This window comes from Halorubrum sp. SP9, from assembly GCF_005435015.1.
GTDB classification, from domain to species: domain Archaea; phylum Halobacteriota; class Halobacteria; order Halobacteriales; family Haloferacaceae; genus Halorubrum; species Halorubrum sodomense.
Window position 1 is genome coordinate 1 of record NZ_SGXU01000028.1, and the last position, 14,407, is coordinate 14,407.

Here is a 14,407-nt window from a genome sequence, read left to right on the forward strand (position 1 = left end):
GAACCTGTCGTTGTATCTGGGCAGTGGCCAATGAAGCCTGCAAGAGCGAGGACACTCTACTCGCAAATCTCGCAGACGGCGCCGCGGACGCGGGTGCCGCGGCCGCCGCGACGACCGCGTCCGGGGCGCCCGGTCTCACCGTCGCGACCGACTTCGCCGCGACCGGCGTGACCGCGCCCGAACGCGACGGGACCGCCGCCGTCGACGGCGAGTCGTTCGCCTCCGCGCAGGCGGCGATCGACGCCGCCGAGCCCGGCGACACGGTCGTCCTCGACGGGCGGTTCGACGAGCGCGTGAACGCGAGCGTCGACGACCTGCGGATCGTCGCGGGCGAGGACGGCGCGGTGATCGACGGCGGCGGCGAGGGGCGCGTACTCACGGTCGCCGGCGACAACGTCACCGTCTCCGGCGTGTGGATCCGCGGCTCCGGCAGCGACCTCGGCACCGAGGACGCCGGGGTCTTCGTCGCTGGCGACCGCGCCCGGATCGAGTCGGTCCGGATCACCGACACGGCGTACGGGATCTGGATCGACAGCGCCGACCGGGCCGTCATCGAGAACGTGCGGATCGACGGCCGGAGGGACGTGTACCCGGTCACCGACCGCGGGAACGGGATCCATCTGTTCGAGACGAACGGGACCGTCATCCGCGACAGCGAGATCGCCCACACCCGCGACGGGATCTACTTCTCGTGGGCGACGAACGTGCTCGCCGAGGGCAACACGATCCGCCACACCCGGTACGGCGTCCACTACATGTACTCGGACGACAACCGCCTCGTCGACAACGTCGCCGCCGACAACGGCGTCGGCTACGCGCTGATGGTGAGCGAGGGCCTGACCGTTCGCAACAACACCGCCCTGCGCAGCAACGGCACCAGCGGGCACGGGATCTTGGCGAAGGACATCGAGGACTCGACGATCGCCGGGAACCACCTCGTCGCGAACCGGAACGGACTGTACCTCTACAACGCGCAGGGGAACCGGCTCGTCGGCAACCTGATCTACCGCAACGAGATCGGGATCCACAGCGCCGCCGAGAGCAACAACGCGGTGGTGGCGGGCAACAGCTTCGTCCGCAACGACCGGGCCGCCAAGACGGCGCGGAACTCGCTCGTCGAGTGGAACGGCACCGACCGCGGCAACTACTGGTCCGGCGCGCGGGTCGTCGACCGGGACGGCGACGGCGTGAGCGAGATCCGACACCGACCGATCGGCGTCGTCGAGAACCTCGTGGCCGACCACCCGCAGGCCGCGGCGTTCGCGAACAGCCCGGCGTTCGAGGCGGTGCGGATGGCCGAGAGCTCCTTCCCGGTGATCGAGACGCCCGGCGTGGTCGACCGCCACCCGCTCGTCGAGCCGAACCACGACTGGCGGGCCTACGAGCCGACCGGGTCCGGAACGAGCGGGAGCGACACCGGCGGCGAGGCGACCCGCGCCGCGAACCGAACCGCGGACACGGAGGACACACCATGAGAATCGACGCGACCGACGTGCGGAAGACGTACGGGGACGTGACCGCCCTCGACGGGCTCTCGCTGTCGGTCCCGAGCGGCTCGACGTTCGGGATCATCGGTACCAACGGCGCGGGCAAGTCGACGCTGTTCCGGCTGCTCGTCGGTCACGACCGGCCGGACGCCGGGACGGTGAGCGTCGGCGGCACCGACGTGACCGAGGACGGGCGACGGGTCCGCCGGCGCGTCGGCTACCTCCCCGAACACGTCGGCTTCCCGGACGGGCTCACCGGCCGGGAGGCGTTGGGGGTACACCGGGCGATCCGCGGCCTCCCGAAGGACGAGCGGATCGCCGAGGCGATCGAGCGCGTCGGGCTGACCGCGGACGAGGCCGATCGCCGCGTCTCGGGCTACTCGAACGGCATGCAGCGCCGGCTCGGGCTGGCGACGGTGCTGCTCCCGGATCCGGACGTGCTCGTCCTCGACGAGCCGACGGCCGGGCTCGACCCCCGCGGCGTCGACGAGTTCCACGCCATCGTCGAGGATATCACCGCGGAGACCGACGCGACGGTGGTGTTCTGCTCGCACGTCCTCCCCGAGGTCGAGCGGCTCTGCGACCGCGCGGCCGTCCTCCACGACGGGCGGGTGCGCGCGGCGGGCCCGGTCGACGAACTCGCCGCCGGGGCGGACGCGGGAGATCCCGAGACGGGCGACGGCGAAGCGGCTGCCCGTTCCGGGCGCGGTCGCGGCGATCTCCGGGCCGCGTTCCGCCGGGCGATCGGAGACGACGCCGCGCGCGGCGCGCGGACCGACACCGAGGAGGTGGCGCCGTGAGCGATCCGTGCGAGCGGTCCGCCGAGGAGCGGGGGGAAGCGGAGACTCGTCCCGACGGCGGCCACCCTGACGCGACGGCCGCGGTCGGCGCGCTCGACGGCGAGAGCGAGGTCGACGCGACCGAGTCGGAGTCGACGGCGACCGTCGACGCGGCCGAGACCGCGACGAGCGGCGGCGCCCGCGAGGCGCTCCGACACGTGTTCGTCGTCGCCGTCACGGAGTACCGGCTGGCGGTCCGGAGCCGGTGGGCGCTCGCGCTGACCGGGCTGTTCGTCGTCTTCGGCGGGACGGTCCTGACGTTCAGCGGCTCCGCCGTCGGGCCCGCGGGCGCCGAGCGCGTCGTCGCGTCGCTGACGAGCCTCGCGGCCTACCTCGTCCCGCTCGCGGCGCTCGCGCTCGGCTACGACGCGATCGTCGGCCGCGAGGACGAGGGGTGGCTCGCGGTCGTGTTCTCGCTGCCGGTCCGCCGGAGCGAGGTCGTCGCCGGCACGTACCTCGGCCGGCTGGCGGTGCTGGCGGGCGCGACGCTGCTCGGGTTCGGCTTCAGCGGCGCCCTGATAGTCCGCGAGTTCGGGACGGGTTCGCTCTCCGCGTTCCTCGGGTTCCTCGGCGGGACGCTCGCCGTCGGGGCCGCGTTCCTCGCGGTCGCGCTGCTGCTGTCGACCGTCGCCCGCGAGAAGACCCACGCGCTCGGCGCGGCGCTGCTCGCGTGGGTGTGGTTCGTGCTGGTCCACGACCTGCTCGCGCTCGGGATCGTCGCGGCCGCCGAGCCGTCGGACGCCGCGCTCTCGGCGCTGGTGCTGTCGAACCCGGTGAGCGCGTTCCGCGTGTTCGTGTTGAGCGGGCTCGGCACCACCGCCGGCGGCGGGTTCACGGCCGTCCTCGCCGGCAGCGGCCTCTCGACCGTCTCCCTCGCGGCCGCGCTCGGCGCGTGGTGCGTGGTCCCCGTCGCGGTTGCCGCGAGGCTGGTCCGTCGCCGTCGGCTCTGAGGGGGGTCGGTCGCGTCCGACGGTGATCGACTCCGACCGCGTTACTGGATCCGCTCGATACCGTCGTCCTCGGGCGACTCGAAGTCGACCGGGCGGCGCGGGAGGTCGTCGACGAACTCGCGGACGACGGTGCGCTCGACGCGTTGGAGCACCTCGCTACAGGTCGACTTGGCGATGCCGACGTGCTCGGCCACCTCGGTGAGCGTACACTCGCGGGGGACGTCGTAGTAGCCGCGGTCGACCGCCTCGAAGAGGACCTCGCGCTGGCGCTCGGTGAGGGACCCTCCCGGGTTCACGCGCTGTTGGACGTACTCGACCTCGAACTCCGCGCCGACGTCGCGGAGGGCGTCGCCGAACTTCGCGACGCGCTCGTGGTCGCCCGTGACGTCGACGCGGGCGATCCCGTCGCGGATCTCGACCGGCATCTCGATGGGGACTCCGGCCCGCTGGGCGACGGCCTGAAGCAGCGGGACGAGCGCCTCGACCTGGACGGTGACCATCCCGTCGTCCTCGGCCATCACCGACGAGTGGGTGATCGTCTCGTGGTCGTCGATCGCGTCGAGGATCGGGTCCGTCTCGTCCGCGGTGATCCGGACCAGCGCGAATCCGGCGCCGTCGGTGGGCGTCGCAGTCATCACCTGGAACCGCGCGTCGGGGAACTCCCGCGAGACGTCTCCGACCCACGGCCCGTCGGGAATCGTCACGCGGAGGCGTGCCTGTGCCATGCGCGCGAGTTCGGCGCCGGCGTGGAAGTACCTTCGGCTCCGCGCCCGTCGGAACATGTTCGTCACAAACGACCCGGGGATCAGGTTCGTCCCTCAGGATATGAGCCGAGAACCCGGCGATCCGGCGGCGGTCGAACGGGCGGTGACCGAGCGGACCGACGCGCCGACGGACGGGGAGACCGTCTCCCTCGACGTGCGGAACCTCGGGCCGCCGAAGCCGCTGCGCGAGACGCTCGAACGCGTCGAGGCGCTCGGCGACGGCGACGTCTTGGTCCAGTACAACGACCGGACGCCGCAGTTCCTCTTCCCGCGGCTGGCGGACCGCGGCTACGCCTACGCCGCGGTCGAGACCGACGCGACCGACGCGGTCGTCACGGCGGTCTGGCCGGCCGACGACGGCGACGGTGTGTCGACGGACGAAGGGACCCCGGCCGGCGACCCCGGCGCGACCGATCCGTCGCCCGGGAGCGCGTCGAACCCCTGATCGACCCTGACGACTCCGCGCACCGAGAGGGCGGGTGAACACGTTCGGGAACGACCCCAAACGGCTCGGGGTCGTATCGGTACGCGAGCGATGTTCGACGACCTCGACACGGACCGGCGGCCGCTGGTCCTCGTCTGGGAGGTCACGCAGGCCTGCGGGCTCGCCTGTCGCCACTGCCGGGCCGACGCGCGCCCGGAGCGGCACCCGGACGAACTGACGACCGCGGAGGGGAAGCGACTGCTGGAGGACGCCGCCGCGTTCGGGGAGGGGCAGCTCGTCGTCCTCTCCGGGGGCGACCCGCTCGCCCGCGACGACCTCACGGAGCTGGTCGCGCACGGCGACGACCTCGGCCTCCGGACGACGATCACGCCGAGCGGGACGCGGTCGCTCACGCCCGAGCGCGTCCGCGAGCTGGGGGACGCCGGGATCGCGCGGATGGCGCTCAGCCTCGACGGCTCGACCCGCGAGCGCCACGACGCGTTCCGCGGCGAGGAGAGCTTCGAGGACACCGTCGCGGCCGCCCGCGCCGCCCGCGACGCGGGAATCCCGCTTCAGGTCAACACGACCGTCTGCGCGGACACGGTCGACGACCTCCCCGCGGTCCGCGACCGCGTCCGCGAGCTCGGCGCCGTCCTCTGGAGCGTCTTCTTCCTCGTCCCGGTGGGTCGCGGCCGCGTCCTCGACCCCGTCTCGCCCGAGCGCGCCGAGGAGGCGATGGCGTGGCTCCACGAGGTGTCCGACGGGGAGCGGTTCGGCGTCAAGACGACGGAGGCGCCGTTCTACCGCCGCGTCGGAATCGAACGCGCGAGCGACGGCGAGACGGACGGCGCCGCGGGTCGCCGCGGCGGGATCACGGCCGGGCGCGGCTTCGCGTTCGTGAGCCACACCGGCGAAGTGTACCCGTCCGGATTCCTCCCCGAGTCGGCCGGGAACGTGCGCGAGCGGTCGGTCGTCGACGTCTACCGCGACTCCGACCTCTTCGAGTCGCTCCGCGACCCCGACGGCTTCTCGGGGAAGTGCGGCGCCTGCGAGTACCGGCACGTCTGCGGCGGGAGCCGGTCCCGGGCGTACGCGGCCACCGGCGACCCGACCGGCAGCGACCCGCTGTGCCCGTACGTCCCCGAGGGGTACGACGGGCCGCTCCCGGAGCGGCAGCGGGGCGCGGGCGACGGCGGCGACCCGCCCGAGCCGGCGGACTGAGTGCGAGCGGCACGGTCGCGTTCGAACTCAGGCGTACGCCTCGAACTCCCGGCCGAACGCGAGGAAGTAGCCGGTCCCGACGAGGCCGATGACGGCCGCGACGGTGAACGCGACCTCCGGGCTGACGAAGTCCCACAGGTACCCGCCGACCGCGGCGCTCGGGATCACGATCGTGTTCCGGAGCAGGTAGTACGTCCCCGTGACGCGGCCGCCGGCGCCGCGCTCCGCCGGCCCGACGATCAGCGCCTTGTGCGACGGCAGCCCCGCGAACCGGAGGCCGGAGAACGCGAAGACGGCGACCATCACCGCGGACAGCGGCAGCGCCGAGCCCGCCAGCGCCGGCGCGTAGATCAGGACGACGGGGAAGACGGCGTACACGGCGAAGCCGACCGCGACGACCGGCTTGAGCCCGACCCGCTCCGCGAGCTTCGACGCGGGGACCATGATAAGCAACGCGACGAGCATCTCGACGCCGAGGAGGTAGCCGAAGAACGCCTGCGACGAGAGGCTCACGTCGTACGCGAACCCCCCGAGCGCGACGGTCGCGTCCAGCCCGACCTCGAAGAACCGGGTGACGACCAGCACGAAGAACACGTACACCATCCCGTTCGCGAACCGCACGAGCGTGTCGCCGACGAGCAGCGGGCGGAGGGGTTCGGGCATCTCGCGGAGGTCCCGACGAATCCGGTCGAGCCCCGCGAACGAGTCGCCGAAACTGTCGCCGCTCGCGTCGTAGAGGACGTGCTGGACGAGCGTGCCGAGGACGCCGAATACCACCGCGACACCGAGGACGAACCGGAAGCTGACGGTGAACTCCGGACGCAGGCCGATGAGGACGGCGGCAAGCACCGGGCCGACGAGGAACGCCGTCCGCCGGAACGTCTCCGTGCTGGCGAACCCCGCGGCCAGCCGCGAGGGGTCGGTCGCCTGCTTGACCACCGCGAACGTCGCGCCGAGGCCGAACGACTTCCACGCCTGTGCGAGGGTCAGGCCGACGAAGATCCACGCCCACGGCTCGACGGTCACGCCCGCGACGGCGACCGAACCGATCCCCGGCGCGACCACCCAGACGGCGAAGCCGAGGGTCGACAGCAGTCCGAAGACGGTCAGCGCGTACCGCGACCCGATCCGGTCGGAGACCGCGCCGCCCGGGTACGGGTACAGCGCCGAGATGACGTTGCCGAACGTGCCGAACAGGCCGACGACGAACCCCGACGCGCCGAGCGCGACCATGTACTCCGGGAGGAACCGGTTCGTCATCTGGAACCCCAGGCTGAACGCGAACATCGCGGCCGACAGGACGAGCACGTCCCGCTCCAACGCGAAGAACCGCCGGAACGCGTCCAGCGCTCCGGACGACGTCGCGCCGGTCGCGGGGGCGTCTTCGCTCACGCGTCGCGTCCCCGCGGTTCGAGACGGTCTGTGTCGCCGGCCCCGACCGGAGTCGGCGGGCCGAGCGAAGCGAGCATACCTGATCTCCGGTTCGAGCCGGCAAAAATCCACCTCCGTCGGTCGGGGTCAGTCACCGTCCGACCCGGTCGCTCGCACGAGCGAGCGCAGCTCCTCGAGCGAGAGCGGTTCGATCCGCTCGCGCGTCCCGTCCGTCGTGTAGAACAGACTTGTCGAGACCTCCTTCCCCGCGAACCACTCGTCGAGGACGTGGTAGTAGACGCTGAGCTGCGTTTCGTACTCCGACTGGGCGCGCCGCGTCGAGTCCGTCTTGTAGTCGACGACTTCGATCCGATCCGGCGTCTCGTGGACGAGGTCCGCGATCCCCGAGACGGTGACCCGACGGTCGTCGACCTCGATCGGAAGCGTGACCGGTTCCTCGACGTAGGGCTCGCCCGACAGCCCGTCGACGAACTCGACGACCCGTCGCTCGTGGTCGTTCGACGGCGTCACGTCGTCGCCGAGCGCGTACGCCTCCGCGAAGTCGTGGACGCGCGAGCCGAACTCCGTCCCCCGCGTCTCCGGTTCGGATTCGTGATCTGGGCCGGCCTCCCGGCGCTCTCCGGCCGCCTCGAACACCGTCTCGTCCATCAGCGAGTGCGGCGTGTGGCCGACCGGCCCGTCCGGCGCCGTCACCGCGAACGGCAGCTCCGCGTCGGCGGGGTCGCCGCGGTCGACCGGCTCGACGCGCGGCTCGATCGCTTCGACCTCGACCGGGAGCCCGTCGAGGAACGCGTTCGGGTCCTCACCGGCCGCGAACACGACGTGGCTCTCCGCGCGCGTCACCGCGACGTACAGCAGGCGGCGCTCCTCGTCGTACTCGCGCGGCAGACAGCGCCTGATGACGTCGTGCCGCCAGTTGTCGTACACGTGCGGGTGAGCGCCCTCCTCCGAGTACAGCTTCCGCTGTCGGAGTCCCACCGGGTCCCGGTACTCGATGACGCTGGATCCGCCGGTCCGCGGCGGGAAGCGCCCCTCGTTCATGTTCGCCATGACGACGATCGGATACTCCAGTCCCTTCGCCGTGTGAATCGTTTGAACGGTCACCGCGTCGTCGCCCGCGGTCGCGCGGACGTCGACCGTGCTGCCGGTCTCGACGCCCCGCTCGATGAACCGGATCAGCTCGCCGCGCGTGACCGTCGTCGAGTCGTGGACCGACTGGATCGCATGGAGGAGGACGTCCGCGACGTCGCCCGTGAATCCGTACCGGTCGAGGACGCGGCGCGCCACCGCGCCGACCGACTCCAACTCGCGGAGCGAATCGCGGAACTCCGCCGTGTCGGTCGGGTACGACTCCGTCTCCAGCACGTGATCGATCTCGTCGAACGCGTACCCGACCCGCTCGAGCACCACGGCCCAGCCGCGGTCGGCGTCCGATTCGAGGATCCGGAGCCACGCGAGCAGCAGCTTCGCCGGATCGGTCCGGAACAGCTCGATCCCGCCGTCGTACGCCATCGGGAACTCGTACTCGGCGGCGATGTCGAGCAGCTCTCGGCCGTAGTCCCGCGTGCGCGTGAACACCGCGATATCCCCGTGCTCCGGCGGGCGCGGCTCGCCGTCCTCGCCCTCGACCGCGTAGTCGTCGTTACCGACTATCTCCTGGACCTTCGAGAGGACGGCCTCGTGTTCGTCCTCGTGGCGGATCCCCTCGACGACGGTGTTGTCGAAGGCGGCGTTCGCGGAGAGTTCGACGACGTCGTCGAGGGGGGCCTCGACCGTCTCGCCGCTCGACGCCGGCGTCGCGATCGCCCGCTCGGAGAGGTCGATGATCGACTCCGTCGACCGGTAGTTCTCGCGCAGTTCGATCCGGGTCGGATCGGCCGTCTCGAACGGGACTCGGTCGGCGTCGTCGTTGAGGTCCGCGGCGAGCCGCTCCAGCCGCGCTTCGAACTCCAAGATGTTGTCAACGTCCGCGTACTGGAACGAGTAGATGCTCTGCTTCCAGTCGCCGACCGCACAGAAGTTGTCTGTCCCGGACAACAGCAGCGCGAGCTTGAACTGGACCTCGCTCGTGTCCTGGAACTCGTCGACCATGACGTACTCGAACGCCGCCGCCTCGCGGGCGCGCTCGTCCTCGCAGAGGAGGACGAACGCGAACAGCTGGAGGAAGCTGAAGGATAGGTAGTTGCGACGCAGCGCGAACCGCAGGTACTCGACGTAGACGTCGTGGACGAACGCCTTGAGCCCGTCGCGCTCCTCGTAGAAGACCTGCCGCGCCACGTCGTCGTCGAGCCGCTTCGTCCCGCGGCCGCCCCGGAGCGTCGACTTCGACGGCGCGTCCGCGCGGTACGCCTTGTCCCGACCGAACCGACTCAGGTCCTCGCGCAGCTTCGACTGTTTCCGGCCGTCGTTCCGGGGTTGATTCGCCTCGTCGAACCGCGCTTCGAACGCCTCGAACTCCCCGTCGAGGTGGGACTCGCCGTCCCGGTACCACCCGTCCGTCGTCGGGAAGATCCCCTTCGACGCGAGCTCCTCGATCAGGTCGAGCAGCTCGCCGGGGGCGGAGAGCGCCCGATAGAAGTCGGCGTGTTCCGGGTGGTCGTCGCGGAAGCCGCCGAGGAACTCGCGGAACCGCTCGCCTTCGATCAGGTCGTCCTCGACGATCCGCGTCGAGCCCGTGATCCGCTCGTCGAGGCCGAGGTGCGTCGGGGCGGCGTGCCCGTGTTCTCGAAGGATCTCGTGGCAGTGCGAGTGGAACGTCCGGATGGGCGCGTCGGCCAGCTCCCGCAGCCCGTACGCGCTGTGGTCGACGATCCGCTCTTTCATCTCCGTCGCTGCGCTCCGCGTGAACGTCGCCAGGAGTACGTCCGCCGGTTCGACGTCGGGGCGGTCGACGATCGTCCCGTAGCGACGGGTGATCGCGAACGTCTTCCCCGTGCCCGGGCCGGCGTCGACGAGGTACGAGCCCTCCGTGCGCTCGATGAGCTCCCGCTGGGCGTCGTTCGGCGTCGGCCCGCTCATCGGTCGCCCTCTAACAGCAGGTCGCGGCTGTCCACGCGCCGGTAGTTCGGCTCGCCCGCGAGCCCGTCGACCGGGAACCGCTCCTCGCCCGCCCGCCGGGCGTTGAGCTCGTCGAGGCGCTCGTCGACGAACGACTCGAACGCGTCCAGGTCCTCGCGGAAGAACGCCCGCTTGCGGACCCCGTTGAGCTCCCGGACCGCCTGGTCCGCGCCCTTCTCGGCGTCGACCTCCGCGGACGTCGCCGCGTCGACGGCGGCCGTGAACTCGGCCGCGAACTCGGAGGCGCGCAGGTCGTCTCGGTCCGTCGTCTCGGGGAACGTCAGCGACGCCGCGATCTCCCAGTAGGCGGCGTAGCCGAGGTCCTCGAACGTCTCTCGGCAGTCGTTGTACCCGTCGAGCAGCCGCTCGTACGCCTCCCGGGAGCCGACGTACTCGTCGAAGGAGTTCGGGTGGTAGGTGACGGTCGTGAGCGCGTCGTCGAGGTCGACGTCGCCAGCGACGGCGTCGGCCATCGGTTCGAGGAAGTGGAAGAACGTGAACTCCAGCCGCTCGTCCGGACGGACCGTCCGGTAGTAGGTCAGGTACAGCGCGGCCTGGAAGTCGGGCGCGTCCGCCGGCGGGTCGAGCGCCGCGCTCTTGACGACCTGCGTCTGTCGCTTCTTGCGCCCGCTCTTATAATCGAGCAGGTCGGTCGGCGACCGCACGAGGTCGATCTTCCCCTTCACGCCGAGGGCGTCGTCCTCGAACCAGCGCTCGGTGAGCGGGGAATCGACGGGCTCGTCGAAGTAGTCGGCGAAGAAGTTGGTCCCCCACCCCGACGCCGGCGTGAGGAAGTCGTCGGACGCCGGCCCCTCCTCGTCGAGGTACTCCGTTATCAGGTCCAGACCGATGCGGTACGTCCGGCGGCGGAGCGGCTCGTCGGCCGCCGAGAAGAACGCCTCGGCTTCCGCGATCATGGCGTCAACGAGGTCGTCGGCGTCGGCCGCCGCGACGACGTCGGGGTGGTTCACGTAGAACTCAGCGAAGTCGTGGAAGAGGGTCCCCTCGACGAACCGCTCCCGGTCGGGGGTTTCGAGGAGCCGCCCGAAGCAGTAGTCTCGAGGGCTGTTGACGTAGCTGTTGAGCGTCGACTGGCTGACCGTCTCGACGGTCTCGGCGTCGACCCCCGTCGACTCGCGCTCGAACCTCGCGCCCGTCGACCGCGGACGCCGCCGGTGTTCGACCGAGTCGAGGTCGCTGAACCGCTCGAACTCCTCGTCGAGGAGGTCGCCGAGATACAGGCAGGGGGTGATCGGCTCCCCGCCGGCCGCGTCCTGGACGAGGTAGTACTGCCGGTCGCCGCTCTGGAGCAGGCGCTGGAAGCTCCCGACGTAGCGGTCGAACTGCGCCTCGGCGTCCACCCACGGCCGCTGGGGGGCCGAGTGCGTCCACTCCTCGCCCATGCCGAGGTGGAAGACGACGGGACGGTCGACGTACGCGGAGGACTTCGCGTCGGCGAGGAGGACGCCCTCGTTGTCCCTGTCGACCGGGACCTCGTACGTCTGGAGGTAGTAGGCGAGGCGGTCGACGGCGCCGTCCGTCACGGGGTCGTCGGCGAGCCCTAGGCTCCGCAGCTCCTCGGCGAGCCGGCTCAGTTCGACGCCGGCCTCGGACGCGTACGCGTCGAGCGCCTCGGCGAACGTCCGGTCCTCGACGCCGTCGCGGAACGCGCGCAGCCACGCCACGCCCGGTCCGTCGACCGCCTCTATGCGCCGCTCGCGGTCGGCGATCGGCGCGTCGATCCCCAGCTGCGAGAGGACCGGGGCGGCGTCGCCGACGGTCGTCTCTGATCCCCGGAAACAGAGCCGGAGGAGCCGGACGAACGCCCGGTGGTGCGGGTCGTCGGCGAACCCCGGGCCGCCGTAGAAGGGGACGTCCGCCGCCTCGAACGCGGACTCGACGAGCGAGGAGTACTTCCCGCCGCCGTCGAGGACGACGGCGACGTGCTCGGCGTTGCGCGCCGAGACCGTGTCGAGGAGCGCGGCGACGACGTCGGTCGCCGACTCGAAGACGTGGAAGGGCGGGTAGTCGAACGCCTCGTCGGTGAAGGGGTCGACGCGGTCGAACTCCTCCGGGAGGACGCTCCGCTCCAGTTCGGTCAGCTGATCGTGGCCGACGACGGCGACGGACCGATCCCCGTCGACCGTGTACTCGCTGAGGCGCTTCGACGTCGTGCGGAGGCTCCGCATCACCTCCACGACCTCGCGGGTCGCGTCGTCGACGTAGGCGTCGTACTCCAAGATCGCGCCGAGGCGGCCCGTGTGTTCCCAACACTGGAGGACGTTCCCGACGGCGTACGCGACCGCCTTCCAGTCGTGGTCCGTCTCGGTGACCAGCTCGAGGAACGCGCGGCGGTCCTCCGCCTGTTCGCGCCGGCCGGCTGCGAGGCGGCGCGGCGTGGTCGCGAACGTTCCGAAGTGGGGGCGGTCGAGGCGGCGGTTTATCGCGCTCGCCAGCGCGGCGTCGGGAGTCACGACGAGGTCGTGGTCGGCGACCTCCGCGTAGAGTGTCTCCGCGGGTTTCGCTCTCCGAATAGGCACGACTACCGCGACCCGGACGAGTCACAAAAAGATAGCGGGGACGACATCAGACCGACTCGCGTAACGCCCACACGTCGCTTGCCGGGTCCAGATTCGACGGTTCCGCGCCCCGTGAAGTGAGGATTCCGGCGTGATACAGCACGGCCTTCAGCTGGAACACGGTGGGTGAGTGGTAGACCTCCCCGTCGGTGAGGGGCTCGCGCTGTAGCTCCCCGTCGGCGTTCAGGACGCGGCTCCGGACGTCGTCGTCCCCGCGGACGAACAGTTCGACCGTGAACGACGGGTGTAGCGCGTGGAGGTACTCGACGACGTCCGGGAGACTCGGCTCGCCGATCCCGTCCTCGTGTATGTGCTGGAGCTCCTCGACGAGGAGCTGCGTCGCCGGATAGTCGTAGACGACGCGTCTGGTGAGCATGCCCCACTTCGGCGCCAGGTCGCAGAAGCGCTCCCGAGAGCGCTTCCAGTCGTCGAACGCTCGCAGTGCGTCCGCGACCGACCCGTACTCCCGCAGCGCGAACCGGACGACCTCCCGGCCGAGGGGAGTCAGTCGAGTCGGGGCGGGTCGGTCGTCGATGAGGTTCAGAAAGGCCGCCCCGGTTCTGGCGTCGTCGGTGGCGCGCACGACGTGCTCCGCGAGGATCTCTTCCGTGTCCCGGTCGTGGGAGACGGCGAGCGGATACGCGAGGTAGTTCTTCGGGTGGTTGAGGCCGAACGACTTGCCGGCGACGCCCTGGGCACCGGCCTGGAATCGGATGGCCGTCGTCTCCGTCGTCGTTCGGTTCCCGACGACGCGCGGGGTCTCGACCGGATCGACGGTGCCGTCGGGAGTGACGCCGAGGATACCGACGTTCAACTCACGAGCGAGCGTCCGGGCGGACTGGGAGACGGCGTTCGCCGGCGCGGCAACGTACGCGGCGTTCGCTTCGTGGAGCCGGTCGTACGCCTGGACGATTCCGCGCTCGACGTCGGCGTCGCTCCGATTCGTGTGGCCCTTCGCTTCGACGACCATCAGCGGTGGGTCGTCGCCGAGGCGGTCCACGGCCAGTAACTCGTCGCTCAGCAGCCGCACACCGACGAGATCCGGGTATCCAGAGCCGACGCGGACGTGGTTGAAGGGCGCCAGCTCGTCCGTGACATTCGGATCGACGGACTCGTTGGCGAGCCACTGGTCGGAGGAGAACTGGGTATCGACGACTGCGTACCCGTCGTCGGCGTCGTCGGGGAACAGGCGGCGCTTCGCGTGCGCCAACACACGCGGTTCCGAGAGCGGTGACGCCGCGCTTGCCATGAGGCTACGATGTCATCACCGGCTCAAGAAGGTGGGGGTAACGGTGCGGCCCGGAGAAAACGAGCAGTCAGCCACGTGGCAATCAGCATTCGGAGTACGACCTCCTACGATCGAGCCGCAGAGCTCGCCGCGGTCTCGTTCAGAACATTCGGGCCGGATGTAGCCCCTCGCTCCGTCCGTCGAGGAATCATGGGCGCTACAGGATTTGAACCCGTGGCAACTTGGTCCGAAGCCAAGCACTCTGTCCAAACTGAGCTAAGCGCCCTCGGTTCCCGTTACTCCTAAGCAGGTGTTAAGTCCCGCGATTCGAAATCCCCGCCCCGCAGTCCGTCGGTTCCGCGCCGGCGACGACGATCGATCGATTCGAGGACGTGACACGTCCACGTGACACGTCCCCGCGATCCGGCGGCGTGCGGTCTCGGGTCGGCGCCCGAATCCGGCGGCT

The 14,407-nt window shown here is 70.8% G+C and carries 10 protein-coding genes and 1 tRNA gene; 5 read left to right on the plus strand and 6 right to left on the minus strand.

The genetic code is table 11. From position 1 onward, the window contains the following. Nucleotides 1-23: 23 nt before the first annotated feature. The 3 genes from nosD to EXE45_RS13150 are packed head-to-tail and all read left to right on the plus strand — an operon-like array spanning nucleotide 24 to nucleotide 3,276. Nucleotides 24-1,475 (plus strand): nitrous oxide reductase family maturation protein NosD, encoded by a 1,452-nt coding sequence (gene nosD / locus EXE45_RS13140; protein ID WP_241989484.1) that lies wholly within the window; start codon nucleotides 24-26, stop codon nucleotides 1,473-1,475. Beyond that, the gene (locus EXE45_RS13145) at nucleotides 1,472-2,287 is read left to right on the plus strand and encodes an ABC transporter ATP-binding protein (protein ID WP_137694594.1); all 816 of its coding nucleotides are present in this window, start codon (nucleotides 1,472-1,474) and stop codon (nucleotides 2,285-2,287) included. Before nosD ends, EXE45_RS13145 begins: the two co-directional genes overlap by 4 nt. Continuing rightward, nucleotides 2,284-3,276, plus strand: coding sequence for an ABC transporter permease (locus EXE45_RS13150; protein WP_092922089.1), 993 nt, complete (start codon nucleotides 2,284-2,286; stop codon nucleotides 3,274-3,276). The genes EXE45_RS13145 and EXE45_RS13150 overlap by 4 nt, the downstream gene beginning before the upstream one ends. A 41-nt stretch (nucleotides 3,277-3,317) precedes the next feature. Here EXE45_RS13150 and EXE45_RS13155 read toward each other — a convergent pair whose 3' ends face one another. Beyond that, nucleotides 3,318-4,058, minus strand: coding sequence for a helix-turn-helix domain-containing protein (locus tag EXE45_RS13155; protein WP_092922086.1), 741 nt, complete (start codon nucleotides 4,056-4,058; stop codon nucleotides 3,318-3,320). On the opposite strand from EXE45_RS13155, the gene EXE45_RS13160 reads away from it, so the two are divergent. Both EXE45_RS13160 and EXE45_RS13165 read left to right on the plus strand, forming a co-directional pair. Next, on the plus strand, nucleotides 4,057-4,485 hold the full coding sequence (locus EXE45_RS13160) for a DUF2249 domain-containing protein (protein WP_092922083.1): 429 nt from the start codon (nucleotides 4,057-4,059) through the stop codon (nucleotides 4,483-4,485). The genes EXE45_RS13155 and EXE45_RS13160 overlap by 2 nt on opposite strands. Nucleotides 4,486-4,575: 90 nt before the next feature. Beyond that, nucleotides 4,576-5,685: a radical SAM protein gene (locus EXE45_RS13165; protein ID WP_137694595.1), complete on the plus strand. Its 1,110-nt coding sequence runs from the start codon at nucleotides 4,576-4,578 to the stop codon at nucleotides 5,683-5,685. Between the two features lie 27 nt (nucleotides 5,686-5,712). Here EXE45_RS13165 and EXE45_RS13170 read toward each other — a convergent pair whose 3' ends face one another. The 5 genes from EXE45_RS13170 to EXE45_RS13190 all read right to left on the minus strand — a co-directional run bounded on the left by EXE45_RS13170 (nucleotide 5,713) and on the right by EXE45_RS13190 (nucleotide 14,227). Then, nucleotides 5,713-7,077, minus strand: coding sequence for an MFS transporter (locus EXE45_RS13170; protein WP_137694596.1), 1,365 nt, complete (start codon nucleotides 7,075-7,077; stop codon nucleotides 5,713-5,715). A 126-nt stretch (nucleotides 7,078-7,203) separates the two neighbouring features. After that, entirely contained in the window at nucleotides 7,204-10,095 is a 2,892-nt protein-coding gene (locus tag EXE45_RS13175) for an exodeoxyribonuclease V subunit beta (RefSeq protein ID WP_137694597.1), read from the minus strand. After that, on the minus strand, nucleotides 10,092-12,674 hold the full coding sequence (locus tag EXE45_RS13180; protein WP_137694598.1) for a PD-(D/E)XK nuclease family protein: 2,583 nt from the start codon (nucleotides 12,672-12,674) through the stop codon (nucleotides 10,092-10,094). The genes EXE45_RS13175 and EXE45_RS13180 overlap by 4 nt, the downstream gene beginning before the upstream one ends. Before the next feature lie 46 nt (nucleotides 12,675-12,720). Next, nucleotides 12,721-13,962, minus strand: a complete 1,242-nt coding sequence (locus EXE45_RS13185) for a hypothetical protein (RefSeq protein ID WP_137694599.1) — start codon at nucleotides 13,960-13,962, stop codon at nucleotides 12,721-12,723. Nucleotides 13,963-14,152: 190 nt separating this feature from the next. Beyond that, nucleotides 14,153-14,227 (minus strand) — tRNA-Arg (locus tag EXE45_RS13190). Nucleotides 14,228-14,407: the final 180 nt, after the last annotated feature.